Below are 15,111 nucleotides of genomic sequence, written 5' to 3' on the forward strand. Positions count from 1 at the left end.
ATTACCGTGGGACATCGAGGCCTCCTGGCGATGGTTGAACTGAACAGCTCCATCAAGCCAGGAGGCCTCTTCACACGCCCCGAAGTGTCACCAACGTCATGGCCGAGTACAGCTAGGCGGGCTTGCCGGGCTCGGCCACGTGCTGACCGGTGGACGACGGGATCGTGTGCGCGCCCTCGGCCGACGGCCGGCCGGCCAGCAGGTCGCGGATCTCGATGAGCAGCTCGGTCTCGGTCTGCGGCACGTCCTTCGGCGTCGCCTCCTCGGCGGCCTTCTGCTTGGCGAACGCGGTCTTCTTGAGGTGGTTCACCGGCACGACGAGCGCGAAGTACACGACCGCGGCGACGATGAGGAAGTTGATCAGCGCAGCCAGGACGGCGCCGAAGAGGAGCGTCGCCGGCTTGCCGGTGGACGTCGGGATGTCGACCTTGAAGGCGTCGGCCAGCGTCGAGGCGTTGAACAGGGCACCGATCAGCGGGTTGAAGACGTTCGTGACGATGGCCGTGACGATCGCGGTGAACGCGGCGCCGATGACGACGGCGACCGCGAGGTCGATGACGTTGCCGCGGAGGATGAAGTCCTTGAAGCCCTTCACGGGTGCTCCTGTCTGGCGGGCCGCCCGATCAGGTGGACGGCGAGGACGAGCCGGAGCCCGAGGACGCGGGACCGGAGGGGGTGCTGGGGGTCACGGTACCGGAGCCCTGGCCGACGGTGCCGGAACCGGACGACCCGGACGAGTCCGACGAACCGGACGACGAGGAGTCGGAGGACGACGACGAGGACGACGAGTCGCCCGACTTCGCCGACGACGACCCTGAACCCGATCCCGATCCCGACCCCGACCGCGACCGCTTCGCCGCGTCCTCGGTGCGCGAGTCGTTGCGGTAGAAGCCGCTGCCCGTGAAGCTCACGCCCACCGCGGCGAACAGCTTGCGGAGCTTGCCACCGCACACGGGGCACTCGGTGAGGGAGTCGTCGGTGAACGCCTGGACGATGTCGAAGGCGTTGCCGCACACCGTGCAGCGGTAGGAGTACGTGGGCATGGGTCCCTAGAAGGAGTGGATGAGTGTCGGGGTCACGATGCCGTCGACCGGCATGTCGTGCTTCTCCCGCGGGAGCTCGTCGACGAACTCGGCGTCGAACACCACAGCGTAGACCGGGGGACAGGCCTCCATCGATCCGAGGGTCTTGTCGAAGTAGCCGCGACCCCAGCCCATGCGCATGCCGCCCTGGTCGACCGCCGCGGCGGGCACGACGATGAGGTCGACGTCGTTGATGGCGATCGGCCCGAGCAGCTCGCCCACCGGCTCCGGCAGGCCGAACAGGCCCTCGGTCTCCGTGCCGTCGCTCACGACCCAGTCGAGGAGGCCGTCGTTGCGCGACACCGGCAGGAGCACCTGGCGGTCGTTCGCGTGCAGCCACTGGAGGAAGGGACGCGTGGTCGGCTCGTCGACGGTGGACAGGTAGCAGGCCACCCGGCTCGCGTCGTGGTTCGCCACGAGCTCCGTCAACCGGCTGGTCAGGCCGTGCGCCGCCTCGTCGCGCTCCGTCGCGGTCATCTGCCGACGACGCTCCCGCAGCTGGGCGCGCAGGGCCCTCTTCTCGTTCCCGACTTCGCTCGGCATGGTTCGAGTCTAGGTACGTTCCCCCGCTACGCTCGATCGCATGGTCACCCACATCACTAAGGCCGTCATCCCCGCCGCGGGACTCGGAACGCGATTCCTTCCCGCGACGAAGGCGATGCCGAAGGAGATGCTGCCGGTCGTGGACCGCCCGGCCATCCAGTACGTGGTGGAGGAGGCCGTGGGCGCGGGACTGCACGACGTCCTCATGATCACCGGCCGCAACAAGACCGCCCTCGAGAACCACTTCGACCGGAACGCCGAGCTCGAGGCCACCCTCCAGCTCAAGGGCGACGACGCGAAGCTCCGCAAGGTCAACGAGTCCACCGACCTCGCCGACATGCACTACGTCCGCCAGGGCGACCCCAAGGGCCTCGGCCACGCGGTGCTCCGCGCCGAGATGCACGTGGGCCGCGAGCCGTTCGCCGTGCTCCTCGGCGACGACATCATTGACAAGCGCGACGTGCTCCTCTCGCGCATGATCGAGGTCCAGCTCCAGCGCGGCTGCTCCGTCGTCGCGCTGCTCGAGGTGGATCCCGCGCAGACTCACCTCTACGGCGTCGCCACGGTCGAGGCCACCGACGACGACGACGTCGTGCGCATCACCGGCATGGTCGAGAAGCCCGCCGCCGGCACCGCGCCCTCGAACCTCGCGATCATCGGCCGCTACGTGCTGCGCCCCGAGGTATTCGACGTGCTGCACAAGACGGAGCCCGGCAAGGGCGGCGAGATCCAGCTCACCGACGCGCTCGAGAAGATGGCCGCCGCGCCCGAGTGGACCGGCGGCGTGTACGGCGTGGTCTTCCGCGGCCGCCGCTACGACACGGGCGACCGGCTCGACTACCTGAAGGCCATCGTCCAGCTCGGCGTCGATCACGAGGACCTCGGCGAGGGCCTGCGCGAGTGGCTGCCCGAGTTCGTCAAGACCCTCGAGCGCTGATCCCCGACGGCGGCGCGCGGTCCGGTCGCACCGGCGTCCGCGCTGAGGCCTAGGCTCATGGACGTGCCGCAGACCGTACCCACCATGCGGGACGGGCGCATCTCCGTCCGGCCCATCCGGCTCCGCGACTCGCGGGCCCTCGAGCGATCGCTGCTGGACAACCGATCGTGGCTCCGCAAGTGGGAGGCCACGAGCCCCTACGTGCCGATGGCGTTCGACACGCGGGCGAGCATCCGGTCGCTGCAGGCCAACGGCCGCGCCGGCCTCGGCGTGCCGCTCGTCATCGACTACGACGACGAGTTCGCCGGCCAGCTCAACGTGTCGTCCATCGCCTACGGATCGCTCTCGAGCGCGACCATCGGCTACTGGGTCGGCCAGGAGTTCGCGGGCCGGAACGTGACGCCCACGGCCGTCGCGCTCGCGACCGACTACTGCTTCACGACGCTCGGGCTGCACCGGATGGAGATCTGCATCCGCCCGGAGAACGCGCCCAGCCTCCGCGTCGTGCAGAAGCTTGGCTTCCGGTACGAGGGGCTGCGCCGCCGGTACATCCACATCAACGGCGACTGGCGGGACCACTTCTGCTTCGGCCTCGTGGTGGAGGAGCTGTCCACCAGCGTGCTCGTGCGTTGGAAGGACGGCGGCGTGGATCCCGAGTGGTCGCGCGTCCCCGACGCCGACGTCGAGGCGGCCGCGACGCCGCTGGCCGTGCAGCGCCGGATCTGACCCCGCCCCGTCCGCGGACCTGCGGATGCGCCGGTCCGGCCGTGGACACGCGGCGCGCTTCCCGCGGCGCACCCGCCCGACCTCCTAGCCTCGGGATCATGCAATCCGGCGGCATAATCATCGCGCTCTCCGCGGTGCTCTGGCTCGCCTACCTCCTGCCCACGTGGCTGCACCGGCGCCAGTACATGGCGACCGAGCGCAACGCCGTGCGCCTCCAGCAGACCCTGCGGATCCTGGCCGATACGGCCGAGGTCCCCGACGCGGTGCGCGCGGAGACCAGCGCCCGCAGCGTCGTCGAGCAGCAGCGCGCCCTCCGCCGGGCCGCCGAAGAAGCCGAAGCCGCCGCGCGTGCGCGAGACGCCGCCGCCCAGCGCGCCCTACCGAAAGTGGCCCCCGTGTCCGCAACGTCGCCCTCCGCCGCCACGCGCCTCCGCCGCACCCGGCTCGCCGCCACCGCCGTCCTCGCGCTCGCCCTCGTCGGCGTGATCGCCGGGATCGCCCAGGTCGCCGGTGGCAGCGCCTGGACGCTGCTCGTCATCTCCTCCCTCGCCACGTTCGGGTCGCTCGCGATCCTGCACCGCATGTCACAGATCGCCGCCGCCCGTCGCCTCCAGGCGCCGGAGGTCCTCCAGCGGCCGCGCACCGGCTTCACCGACTTCCACGAGCAGGCCGCGCAGCCCGCCGAGCCCGTCGCGGAGCGCGAGGAGGGCGAGTCCTGGACCCCCGTGCCCGTACCGAAGCCGCTGTACCTCTCCCGCTCGCAGGCGCCCGGCCCGCGTCCCGGCGCCGGCGGTGCCCCCCGCACGCCGCTGTCGCCTGTCGAGGAGATGCGCCGCGCCGCCGCCGCGTCCGAGGAGACGCTGCGCCGCGCGCACCTCGAGCCCGAGGTCGCGCGCCTGTCGGCCGAGGAGGAGGAGGCCGCTCCGGCGGCATCCGTCGCTCCGGCCCCGCCCGCCGCGCGCACCGCTCCGGTCAGCCGCTTCTCCCGCATGGGCATCGTTGACGACGCCGAGCCCGGCATGGGAGACCTCGACGAGGTGCTGCGTCGCCGCCGGGCGGTTGGCTAGTCCACCGGTCCGTCCCCAGGAGGGCCGCCGTCGCGCGGTCGGCTGATCCGCCTTCCTCCACGCCCCGCGGTTCGGAGGGCTCCCGGTGACGTGGTAGTCTCGTGGAGTTGTCAGGGCCTATGGCGCAGTTGGTAGCGCGCCTCGTTCGCATCGAGGAGGTCAGGAGTTCGAATCTCCTTAGGTCCACAAGAACCCCGCTCCGGCGGGGTTTTTGCTTGTCGCCGGCATGCTGGAGTCCAGCCTCACGTCCTGTGAGGGAAAGGCGCATACCACGTGATGCGGTCCTAGTCTTCTCGCATGAAGACACCAAGAGGCCTCACCTCCGCACTGCTCGGACTGCTCCTCCCCATCGCCCTCGCGACGGCAGGAGCGTCAGCTGCCTCGGCCTCCGCAGCTGTGCCGGGATCCGCCGCGGCCCAGCCCGCCGCCACGTCGACCGCGTCGAGCGCGTCCGGATGGCTCCACACGGACGGCGGGAGGATCGTCGACTCCGCCGGCTCCACGTACACGATCCGCGGTGCCGCCTGGTTTGGGCTCGAGTCGTCGGGCTGCGTGCTCCACGGGCTCGACAAGATCACCCTCGACAGCGGCATGAAGCACCTCCACGACATGGGCTTCACCACGGTGCGCATGCCGTTCGCGAACAGCTGCCTCCGGGCGTCGAGCGTCGCCGAGGGGGGTACCACCGCCAATCCGGTTCTGAAGGGCATCACCCCGCTGCAGCTCATGGACCGCGCCATCGCCTCTGCCAAGGCCAACGGCCTGAACGTGATCCTCGACCAGCACCGACCCACGACCGATGGGCAGTCCGAGCTGTGGTACACGCCTGACCTCTCCGAGGCGCAGTGGATCTCCGACTGGAAGATGCTCGCGGACCGCTACAAGGACGACCCCACGGTCATCGGCGTCGACTTGCACAACGAGCCGCACGGCCAGGCGACCTGGGGCTCCGGGGACGCGGCCACCGACTGACGGCTGGCCGCCGAGCGCGGGGGTGACGCGGTGCTGTCGGTGAACCCGAAGCTGCTCGTCATCGTCGAGGGAACCGACAAGCAGCCCGACGGATCCGGCACATGGTGGGGCGGGGCCCTCGGCGCCGCGGGCGACAAGCCCGTCGAGCTGAGCGTCGCGAACCGCGTCGTCTACTCGCCGCACGACTACCCCGCGAGCATCTACGGGCAGTCCTGGTTCAGCTCGCCGGATTACCCGGACAACCTGCCCGGCGTGTGGGACGCCCACTGGGGCTACCTCGCGAAGAAGAGCATCGCCCCGGTGCTGCTCGGCGAGTTCGGTACGAAGCTCGAGACCACCAGCGACAAGCAGTGGCTGACGACCCTGGTGTCGTACCTCAAGACCACCGGCATCAGCTCCTCGTTCTGGTCGTTCAACCCCGACAGCGGTGACACCGGCGGGCTCGTGCAGAGCGACTGGGTCACGCCCGAGCAGGTGAAGCTCGACGCGATGGCGCCGATCCTCCACCCGACTGAGTCGTCGGGTTCCGGTTCCGGAGCGCAGCCTGCACCGCAGCCGCAGCCGCAGCCGCAGCCCCAGCCTGCACCGCAGCCCCAGCCCGCGCCCTCCACGTCGGGCGCCGTGACGGCGACGTGGCAGCCCGGCGGATCATGGTCGTCGGGCTACGTGGCCGGCCTGGACGTCACCGCGAAGTCCGCGGTCGCCGGGTGGACCGCGTCGTGGGCGAGCCCGGGCACGACCTCCGTCGGGAACAGCTGGGGAGTGCGCTGCACCATCGCGACCGGCACCGTGACGTGCACGGGCGCCGACTGGGCGGGTGCGCTATCCGCGGGCCAGACCGTCCACGTCGGCCTGCAGGCGGCGGGCGGGCCGGCCCCGTCCTCGCCGCAACTCACGGTGACGAGCCGCTGACCACCTTCCCGCATCCACGACGCCGGTCGCCGGGCACCCGCCCGGCGGCCGGCGTCTCGCCGGTTAAGCTCGACCGGTGCCCCGCCCCGCGATCCCGTCCGTGACCATCGCCACCCCGGAGGTCCGGGCGCTGCGCGCCGACCTCGAGGCGGCGCCCTTCACCGTCGCGTCTGCGCTCGACCTGTGGGGCGATGCGGCCGGGAAGGCGCTGCACCGGGGGAACCGGATCCCGGCCCGTCGTGCTGTCGAGGCCGCCCGCACCGCCGACGGGTTCCCCGCGGCCGCCGTGCTCGCGTCCCTGTTCGTGCTGGGCGACCCGGTCGACGCAGACGACCTCCGCGCTGCCCTGCCGACGCTCGGCCTCGACGGCGCCGCGCGTCTCGGCCTCATCGAGGTCGACGGCGACCGGGTCCGCCCGGCGGTCGACCTGCGCCCCTACGGCTTCATCGACGCACACGGCGTCGGCGAGTGGTGGATCGCCTCCGACCTCGGCGAGCTCGCCACCGGCGGCGCGCTCGACGAGGACCACGTGCTCGGCGTCGGCGGCGCGTCCGCGACCCTCAGCGGCCTCATGATCTCCGCGCCCGTCGCCACCGCGCTCGACCTCGGCACCGGCTGCGGGATCCAGGCGCTGCACGCCTCCCGGCACGCCGACCGCGTCGTGGCGACCGACATTTCCGCGCGTGCCCTCGCGTTCGCGGCGCTGAACGCGGCGCTCAACGGGATCACGACCATCGAGCTGCGGCTCGGCAGCCTGTTCGAGCCGGTGGCGGGGGAGCGGTTCGACCACATCGTCTCGAACCCGCCCTTCGTCATCACCCCGCGCGCGGAGGGCGTGCCGGCCTACGAGTACCGCGACGCCGGCCTCGTGGGCGACGCGCTGGTCGAGGGCGTCGTCGCCGACCTCGCGGACCACCTCACGCCCGGCGGCATCGCGCAGCTCCTCGGCAACTGGGAGCACCGCGCCGGGGAGCCCGGCCTCGAGCGCGTCGCGGGGTGGCTCGACCGGGCGGCCGCGCGCACCGGGTCCGGCCTCGACGCGTGGATCGTCGAGCGCGAGGTGCAGGACGCCGCGCTCTACGCCGAGACGTGGATCCGCGACGGCGGCACCCGCGCCGGCACCCCCGAGTCGGAGGTGCTGATGGACGCGTGGCTCGACGACTTCGCCGCGCGCGAGGTGGACGCGGTCGGCTTCGGCTACCTCACCCTCCGCCGGCCGGCAGCGGGGGCGCCGACGCTCCGCCGCATCGAGCGCCTGCACGGCGGACTCGGCAACAACCCCACGGGCCTCGGCGACCACCTCCAGGCCTCGCTCGCCGCGCACGACGCCCTCGCCGCCGTCGACGACCGCGCGCTCGTCGGGCTCGCGCTCGTGGTGTCCGTCGACGTCACGGAGGAGCGGCACTACTGGCCGGGCGCCGAGGATCCCACGGTCATGACGCTCCGCCAGGGCGCGGGCTTCGGCCGCGAGGTGCCGCTCGACACGGGCCTCGCGGCGCTCGTCGGCACGTGCGACGGGGAGCTCGCGGTGGGCGCCATCGTCGACGCCGTCGCGCAGCTCACCGGCGTGGACGCGGTCGCCCTGCGCGCCGAGCTGCTCCCGCGGGTCCACGGGCTCGTCGCCGATGGCTTCCTCACGCTGCCGGGAACGGCGTCCGACGACGCGCTCGCCGACCACCCAGCGCGCGACACCTAGGATCGCGGGGTGACTCCTCGAACAGCCCGCCGCGCCGCCCGCCCTGAGATCGTCCGCGCCGTCGTCCTCGACGCTGCGCTCATCGTCGTCTTCGTGCTCATCGGCCGGGCGAGCCACGGCGAGGACCACGCGCCGTCGGGCGTCCTCGGCACCGCGTGGCCGTTCCTCGCGGGCAGGCTCGTCGGCTGGATCGTCGCCCGGGCCTGGCGCAGCCCCTCGCGCGTCGCGCCCACCGGTCTCCTGGTGTGGGGCGTGACCGTGGTGGTGGGCATGGTGCTCCGGGCGCTCAGCGGCGAGGGCGTGGTGATCCCGTTCGTCATCACGACCGCGATCATCCTGGGGCTCCTCCTGCTCGGCTGGCGCGCGGTCTCGGCCATCGTCGTCCGCCGGCGCGCCCGGGCCTGACCCCGCCGGCCACCCCGCCTCAGGCGGCGGGCGAGGTGGGGGCAGCAGCCTCCATCACGGCGATGAGCGCCTTCGCGTAGGCCTCCTCGGCCTCGAGGTCGCGGTGCTCGATCTCGTGGCCGTCGATCACGACGAGCACCACGTGCGCGCCGTCCTCGGCGCCGCCGATCTCGCGCCGCAGCGACCGGAACGCCCCGGCGAGGAGCGCGCGCAGCTGGTCCTCGCGCGGCAGCCACAGGCTGTCCTCGAGCGCCACGGAGTCGAGCGCCCACTCGGTCGTGCCGTTGAACCCGAGCACGGTCCCGGTCGCGTGCTCGTGCGCCTCGATTGTGAGCTCGCTGATGGTGAAGACGTCGGACTCGAAGCCCTGGCCGCGGATTCGGAACCGGTCGCCGGGCTCGGGGCTCCACTCGAGGCCGAGCTCCAAGAGGGTCGTGGCATGCGCGGTGGAGATCATCCGTGCAGTATGCCGGTCGCTCCCGGGCGTCGCCCCGCGGGCGGGGGAATGCGTGTGCATTAGATTCGCAGGGCACGGACTGCGGACGGCTCCCGCCGCCGGTCGGCCCCGGGAGGACCATGCGCGCGACAGTGAAGGACGTCGCCGCGCGTGCCGGCGTCTCCCCGAAGACGGTGTCGAACGTGATCACCGGCCGCGTCGCCGTGAGCCCCGTCACCCGCGAGCGCGTCGAGCGGGCGGTCACGGAACTCGACTACGTGCCGAACCTGTCTGCGCGCGGCCTCCGCAACGGCCGCACCGGGATCATCGCCGTCGCCCTGCCCGACCTCAGCACGGCGTACTCGGCAGAGCTCGCCCACCACCTCGTGGAGGTCGCGCACGAGGCGGGCTACAGCATCCAGATGGAGGAGACGGGCTCGCGGCCCGACCGCGAGCGCGACCTCATGTCCCGTGCGCGCGAGCACCTCGTCGACGGCCTGATCCTCAACCCCGTGCTCCTGTCGCGGAGCGCCATCGCGCGCGCCGAGTCGCTGCCGCCGGTCGTGGTGATCGGCGAGGTCGAGCAGGAGATCGTCGACCGGGTCCTCGTCGACAGCGTCCAGGCCGCGTACGACATGACGCGCTTCCTGCTCGGCACGGGCGCCCGGCGCATCGCCGCGGTCGGCACGGCCACGCGCGAGGAGTCCGCGGCCGGCGACCTCCGCCGCATCGGCTACCGGCGCGCGATGGAGGAGGCGGGCGAGGCGCCCGTCGAGATCGACCGCACGGGGTGGAACAGCGCGTCCGGGGCGGAGGCGGTGGACTCCTGGCTCAGCGACGGCAACCCGCTCCCGGACGCCCTCTTCTGCTTCACCGACGGCCTCGCGTTCGGCGTCCTGCGGGCGCTCGCCGACCACGGGGTGCGCGTGCCCGAGGACGTGCAGGTCGCGGGGTTCGACGACGTCGACCAGTCGCGCTTCTCGATCCCCACCCTCACCACCGTGCACTTCGACATCCGCGCGTACGCGGAGGCGGCCGTCGGCCAGCTGGTGCGCCGGATCGAGGAGCGCGACGGACCGCCCGTCCAGCTCGTCATCCCGCATCGCGTCGTCGTCCGGGGCAGCACGCGCGCATCCGCCTGACGTGACAGGACCGGTGGCCTGACCCCGCGGTGACCGGCCGGGAGGCCGATGCCCGGAAACGTTGCGCTCGGCATTAAAACGATGTAATGATCGTCGCATCACGAAGGAGTGGTCAATGGATCCTGTTACGGGAAAGGCCGGGGGACGCCCCTCGGCATGGTCGAGGCGTCAGATCCTCATGGGCGGAGCGGCGGCCCTGGGCGGCGCGTTCCTCGTCGGGGGCCTCTCCGGCTGCGCGCCCCAGGTGGCGTCGGCCGGCGGCATCGTCGACCTGAAGTACTGGCACCTGCTGTCCGGAGGCGACGGCATCCGCATGACGGAGATGGTGAAGGAGGCGAACGACTCCGGCGGCGGCTTCGACGTCACGGCCACCGTCCTCGCCTGGGGCCAGCCGTACTACACGAAGCTCGCCATGGCGTCGGTGGGTGGCCGCGCACCGGACGTCGCGGTGATGCACGCGGCGCGCGTGCCCGGCTTCGCGCCCGGCGGGCTGCTCGACCCGTGGGACACCGACAGGCTCGCGGAGCTCGGCGTCACGCAGGCGGACTTCGAGCCGCGCGTCTGGGACAAGGGCGTCGTGGACGGGAAGCTGTACTCCATCGCCCTCGACAGCCACCCGTTCATCCTCATGTACAACACGGACATCGCCCGCGAGGCGGGCGTGCTGGGCGACGACGGGCAGCTCGCGGAGATCACGTCACCCGACGGCTTCCTCGAGGCGATGCGCGCGATGCAGGGCGTGACCGGCGAGCACGGCTTCAGCTACGGCTACCTCGGCGACGGCGCCCAGATGTGGCGCATGTTCTACACGTTCTACAAGCAGATGGGCGGCGACATGGAGCTGCCCACGGGCGGCGAGGTCGTCTACGACCGCGACAAGGCGGTCGCGTCGCTCGAGTACATCCAGACCCTGCTCGACGGCACGATCGCCACCCCGAGCGGTGACGCGGGCACCGCCATCGCCGAGTTCGCGGGCGGCAAGAGCGGCGCCATCGTCACCGGCGTGTGGGAGCTGCCCACCTTCCAGACGGCGAAGGTCCCGCTCGACGCGATGCCCATCCCGAACCTCTTCGGCACGCCGGCGACCTTCGCCGACTCGCACGCGTTCGTGCTCCCGCACCAGAGCTCGCCGGATCCGGTCAAGCGCGAGACGACGTACGCCTTCGTCGCCGACCTCCTGAAGAACTCGCTGCAGTGGGCGGGGGCCGGGCACATCCCCGCGTACAAGCCGGTCATCGACAGCCCGGAGTACGCGGAGCTCCTGCCGCAGGCGCACTACGCGAACGCGGCCGAGCAGATCGAGTACGACCCGGTGGCGTACTTCACCGGATCCGGCTCGGACTTCCAGACGTACTTCGCCGAGAACGTGCAGAACGTGTTCCTCGGGCGCCAGGAGGCGGGGGTCGGCCTCGACGCCTTCATCCGGCAGATAAACGCGCTGCTCGCCAAGCCCAACCCCCTGTAGCGCGCGACCACCCGCAGCGCGCCATCGATCTCGCGGTCGCCGCCCGTGCGCGGCACCGCACCCTCTTCCCAGCGAAACGACGAAGGAGTCCACTCGTGACGACAGCAGCACCGCCCACCCCGGTCGCTCCCGCGGCCGGGTCCCACGCCCCGCGACCCGCGGTCGGCCAGCCCCGGGTCAAGGCCAAGCAGCAGGCCCAGGGCATGCTCTTCATCGCCCCGTTCCTCATCACCTTCCTGGTGTTCCTGGTGTGGCCCGTCCTCTACGGCTTCTACCAGAGCCTCACCGGGCAGAGCCTCACCGGCGCCAACAGCGAGCTCATCGGCTTCGCGAACTACTTCGAGGCCTTCGGCGACTCGCAGATGTGGCGCTCGCTCGGCAACACCGTGGTCTTCACGATCGCGAGCACCGTCCCGCTCCTGGTCGTGGGCCTCGTGCTCGCGCTCCTCGTGAACCTCGGCCTCCCGGGCCAGTGGCTCTGGCGGCTGGCGTTCTTCCTGCCGTTCCTCCTCGCGTCCACGGTCGTGTCGCTGTTCTGGCTCTGGATGTACAACCCGCAGCTCGGCGTCGTGAACGCGATCGCCGGGGCGTTCGGCCTCCCGCAGCCGGCGTGGCTCCAGGACTCGAACCTCGCCATGACGAGCGTCGTCATCACGACCGTGTGGTGGACCGTCGGGTTCAACTTCCTCATCTACCTGGCGGCGCTGCAGAACATCCCGGACCAGCAGTACGAGGCCGCCGCGCTCGACGGCGCCGGCAAGTGGCGGCAGCTGTTCTCCATCACGATCCCGCAGCTCGCCCCGACCACGGCGCTCCTCGCGATCCTGCAGGTGCTCGCGTCGCTCAAGGTCTTCGACCAGATCTACCAGATGACCGCGGGCGGCCCGGGCGGCTCGACGCGGCCCATCGTGCAGTACGTCTTCGAGACAGGGTTCACCGGCTTCCGCTTCGGCTACTCCGCCGCCATCTCGTACATCTTCTTCGCCCTGATCGTCGTGATCTCGGTCATCCAGTTCACCGCGACCCGGAGGAAGTCATGACCACCGCCACCCGTCCCGCCTTCTCCTCCGGCACGCTCGCCCGGAAGCCCGCGACCAGCGTCGCCGCCCGCCAGGGCCGCACGGGGACGCCGCGGTTCCAGCCGTCGCGCATCGCCGCGCTCCTGATCCTCATCGTCCTCGCGGCCGCGTGGCTGCTGCCGTTCCTCTGGGCGGTGCTCACGTCGTTCAAGTCGGAGACCGACGCGGCGGCGTTCCCGGTCACCGTCTTCCCGGCGGGGGGCTTCACGTTCGACGCCTACGCGTCGGTGCTGAACGGCGGCACGATCCCGCTGTGGACCTGGAACAGCCTGCTCACCAGCACGGTGATCACGGTGGTGGCGGTCGTGTTCTCGGCGCTCGCCGGCTACGCGCTCAGCCGCATCGACTTCCGCGGCCGCAAGCTGCTGATGGGGGCGATCGTGGCGTCGATCATCATCCCGCCGCAGATCCTCATCGTCCCGCTCTTCTACCAGATGCTGTCGTTCAACCTGGTGGACACCCTCTGGGCCGTGATCCTGCCGCAGATCGTGCAGCCCGCCATGGTGTTCATCCTGAAGGCGTTCTTCGACCAGATCCCCATCGAGCTCGAGGACGCCGCGCGCGTCGACGGCGCCGGACGCGTGCGCGTGTTCCTGCAGATCGTGATGCCGCTGTCGCGCCCCATCCTCTCGGCGGTCGCGATCTTCGTCTTCATCGGCGCGTGGAACAACTTCCTGTGGCCCTTCATCGCCACGAACGACGCGACGCTCATGACCCTGCCGGTCGGCCTGCAGACGGTGAAGAACGCCTACGGGATCCAGTACGCGCAGAACATGGCCTCCGCCGTGCTCGCCGCGCTGCCGCTGATCCTGGTGTTCCTCTTCTTCCAGCGCCAGATCATCAAGGGCATCTCGACCACCGGGTTCGGCGGGCAGTGACCCCGCGCGCCGACACCCCGACCCGCACCACCCATCCCGCCCGGGACGCACGCGCCCGGGCCGCTCGCGAAGGAGGACGCCCATGACCCGCGCCCGCATCACCATCGACCGCGACTTCACCATCGGCGACGTGCCCCGCCGGCTCTTCGGCTCGTTCGTCGAGCACATGGGCCGCTGCGTCTACACCGGCATCTACGAGCCGGGCCACCCGACCGCGACGCCCGAGGGCTACCGGCAGGACGTGCTCGACCTCACGAAGGAGCTCGGCGCCACCGTCGTGCGGTACCCCGGCGGCAACTTCGTCTCGGGCTACGACTGGGAGGACGGCGTGGGCCCCGTCGAGGACCGGCCGCGCCGGCTCGACGGCGCCTGGCACACCGTGGAGACGAACGCGTTCGGCCTGCACGAGTTCGTGGGCTGGTCGAAGGCCGCGGGCGTCGAGGTGATGGAGGCCGTCAACCTCGGCACGCGCGGCGTCGACGCGGCACGCTCGCTGGTCGAGTACGCGAACCACCCGGGCGGATCGAAGTACTCCGACATGCGGCGGAGGAACGGCGCCGAGGATCCCTTCGACATCAAGCTCTGGTGCCTCGGCAACGAGATGGACGGGCCGTGGCAGATCGGCCACAAGACGGCCGACGAGTACGGCCGCCTCGCGCAGGAGGCCGGGAAGGCCATGCGGCTGGTGGATCCGAGCATCGAGCTGGTCGCGTGCGGCAGCTCCAACTCGGGCATGCCGACCTTCGGCCAGTGGGAGCAGACCGTGCTCGGCCACACCTACGACGTCGTCGACTACGTCTCGCTGCACGCCTACTACTACGAGCACGAGGGGGACGTGCGGAGCTTCCTCGCGAGCGCCGTCGACATGGACTTCTTCATCGAGTCGGTGGTCGCGACCGCGGACGCGACCGGCGCGCGCCTGAAGAGCCGCAAGCGCATCGACCTCTCGTTCGACGAGTGGAACGTCTGGTACCAGCGCGGGCTCGACGGCGAGGACCAGCCGCACCGCATCGAGAAGGCAGGTTGGCGCGAGCACCCGCGGGTCATCGAGGACGAGTACAGCGTCACGGACGCGGTGGTGGTGGGCACGCTGCTCAACTCGCTGCTGCGGCACGGCGACCGGGTGAAGATCGCCAACCAGGCGCAGCTCGTCAACGTGATCGCGCCCATCCGCAGCGAGGAGGGCGGGCCCGCGTGGCGGCAGTCGATCTTCTGGCCGTTCGCGCGGATGGCGCAGCTCGCGACGGGCCGGATCCTCCAGGTCGAGGTCGACAGCGACCGCTACGACAACGACCGCTTCGGCACGGCCGACGTGGTCGACGTGAGCGCGACCTGGGACGAGGAGGCGGGCACCGTGTCCCTCTTCCTGGCGAACCGCGGGCTCGAGGAGGACGCGTCGACCGAGGTGGCGCTGCGCGGGCTCGACGCCGGGCGGATCCTCCGCGCCGAGGTCCTGCGCGTCCCCGAGGGCGGCGACCGGCACGCGAGCAACACCCTGGAGTCCGGCGAGCAGGTCGGGCTCGTGCCGCTCGAGGGCGTGGACGCGGAGGGCGGGCGCCTGACGCTCACGCTCCCGGCGCTGTCCTGGGCGGTCGTGGTGCTGGACGTGACCCGGAGCTGACGCCGGACGCACGACGACGGCCCGCCCCGCGCGGGCGGATTCTCGTGGTCCCCGCAACACCCTGAGTTCAGGGGGTTGCGGGGATCGTGGTTTCGGGTGAGTTGCGGCGGGAGTTCTTCGAGGTACTGGACCGGGTCGATGGCAGCATCA

At 71.5% G+C, this 15,111-nt stretch carries 15 protein-coding genes, 1 tRNA gene and 1 pseudogene; 13 read left to right on the forward strand and 4 right to left on the reverse strand.

The features are described 5' to 3' along the window. Positions 1-112: 112 nt before the first annotated feature. Genes mscL through HDR73_RS04995 form a run of 3 tightly spaced genes read right to left on the reverse strand, consistent with a single transcriptional unit; the run spans position 113 to position 1,625 of the window. Positions 113-595 (reverse strand): large conductance mechanosensitive channel protein MscL, encoded by a 483-nt coding sequence (gene mscL / locus HDR73_RS04985; RefSeq protein ID WP_012297528.1) that lies wholly within the window; start codon positions 593-595, stop codon positions 113-115. 28 nt (positions 596-623) lie between these two features. Then, complete coding sequence (locus HDR73_RS04990; RefSeq protein WP_041464246.1) at positions 624-1,043, reverse strand: FmdB family zinc ribbon protein; 420 nt, start codon at positions 1,041-1,043, stop codon at positions 624-626. A gap of 6 nt (positions 1,044-1,049) precedes the next feature. After that, on the reverse strand, positions 1,050-1,625 hold the full coding sequence (locus tag HDR73_RS04995) for a 5-formyltetrahydrofolate cyclo-ligase (RefSeq protein WP_012297530.1): 576 nt from the start codon (positions 1,623-1,625) through the stop codon (positions 1,050-1,052). Between the two features lie 40 nt (positions 1,626-1,665). Between HDR73_RS04995 and galU the strand changes: the two genes are divergently transcribed. The 8 genes and pseudogenes from galU (at position 1,666) to HDR73_RS05035 (ending at position 8,340) form a co-directional block, all read left to right on the forward strand. Beyond that, the gene (gene galU / locus HDR73_RS05000; protein ID WP_012297531.1) at positions 1,666-2,562 is read left to right on the forward strand and encodes a UTP--glucose-1-phosphate uridylyltransferase GalU; all 897 of its coding nucleotides are present in this window, start codon (positions 1,666-1,668) and stop codon (positions 2,560-2,562) included. A gap of 57 nt (positions 2,563-2,619) precedes the next feature. After that, a complete protein-coding gene (locus HDR73_RS05005) occupies positions 2,620-3,288 on the forward strand; it encodes a GNAT family N-acetyltransferase (RefSeq protein WP_012297532.1) in 669 nt (222 codons plus the stop codon). Positions 3,289-3,386: 98 nt separating this feature from the next. Continuing rightward, the gene (locus tag HDR73_RS05010; protein ID WP_012297533.1) at positions 3,387-4,355 is read left to right on the forward strand and encodes a hypothetical protein; all 969 of its coding nucleotides are present in this window, start codon (positions 3,387-3,389) and stop codon (positions 4,353-4,355) included. 113 nt (positions 4,356-4,468) lie between these two features. Then, positions 4,469-4,541, forward strand: a tRNA-Ala gene (locus HDR73_RS05015). A gap of 111 nt (positions 4,542-4,652) precedes the next feature. Further along, positions 4,653-5,690, forward strand: a pseudogene (locus HDR73_RS05020) (glycoside hydrolase family 5 protein); the annotation flags it as partial. Positions 5,691-5,816: 126 nt separating this feature from the next. After that, positions 5,817-6,239 carry a cellulose binding domain-containing protein gene (locus HDR73_RS05025; RefSeq protein WP_246865186.1) on the forward strand — a complete coding sequence of 141 codons (423 nt, stop codon included), beginning with the start codon at positions 5,817-5,819 and terminating at the stop codon, positions 6,237-6,239. 76 nt (positions 6,240-6,315) lie between these two features. Then, the gene (locus tag HDR73_RS05030; protein ID WP_012297534.1) at positions 6,316-7,935 is read left to right on the forward strand and encodes a DUF7059 domain-containing protein; all 1,620 of its coding nucleotides are present in this window, start codon (positions 6,316-6,318) and stop codon (positions 7,933-7,935) included. A gap of 9 nt (positions 7,936-7,944) precedes the next feature. Continuing rightward, positions 7,945-8,340: a DUF3054 domain-containing protein gene (locus HDR73_RS05035; protein WP_086935875.1), complete on the forward strand. Its 396-nt coding sequence runs from the start codon at positions 7,945-7,947 to the stop codon at positions 8,338-8,340. Between the two features lie 19 nt (positions 8,341-8,359). On the opposite strand, the gene HDR73_RS05040 is transcribed toward HDR73_RS05035, so the two are convergent. Continuing rightward, the gene (locus tag HDR73_RS05040) at positions 8,360-8,797 is read right to left on the reverse strand and encodes a hypothetical protein (RefSeq protein ID WP_012297536.1); all 438 of its coding nucleotides are present in this window, start codon (positions 8,795-8,797) and stop codon (positions 8,360-8,362) included. A gap of 119 nt (positions 8,798-8,916) precedes the next feature. Here HDR73_RS05040 and HDR73_RS05045 point away from each other — a divergent pair, with 119 nt between their 5' ends. From HDR73_RS05045 to arfA, 5 genes are all read left to right on the forward strand, one after another. Further along, on the forward strand, positions 8,917-9,918 hold the full coding sequence (locus HDR73_RS05045) for a LacI family DNA-binding transcriptional regulator (protein WP_012297537.1): 1,002 nt from the start codon (positions 8,917-8,919) through the stop codon (positions 9,916-9,918). A 115-nt stretch (positions 9,919-10,033) separates the two neighbouring features. Next, positions 10,034-11,383 (forward strand): extracellular solute-binding protein, encoded by a 1,350-nt coding sequence (locus tag HDR73_RS05050; RefSeq protein WP_012297538.1) that lies wholly within the window; start codon positions 10,034-10,036, stop codon positions 11,381-11,383. A 95-nt stretch (positions 11,384-11,478) separates the two neighbouring features. Next, entirely contained in the window at positions 11,479-12,423 is a 945-nt protein-coding gene (locus tag HDR73_RS05055; RefSeq protein WP_012297539.1) for a carbohydrate ABC transporter permease, read from the forward strand. Then, positions 12,420-13,340 (forward strand): carbohydrate ABC transporter permease, encoded by a 921-nt coding sequence (locus HDR73_RS05060; protein WP_012297540.1) that lies wholly within the window; start codon positions 12,420-12,422, stop codon positions 13,338-13,340. Before HDR73_RS05055 ends, HDR73_RS05060 begins: the two co-directional genes overlap by 4 nt. Before the next feature lie 82 nt (positions 13,341-13,422). After that, positions 13,423-14,961: an arabinosylfuranosidase ArfA gene (gene arfA, locus HDR73_RS05065; protein WP_012297541.1), complete on the forward strand. Its 1,539-nt coding sequence runs from the start codon at positions 13,423-13,425 to the stop codon at positions 14,959-14,961. The last annotated feature ends 150 nt before the right edge of the window (positions 14,962-15,111 follow it).

The organism is Clavibacter sp., from assembly GCF_014802555.1.
Lineage (GTDB): Bacteria > Actinomycetota > Actinomycetes > Actinomycetales > Microbacteriaceae > Clavibacter > Clavibacter sepedonicus.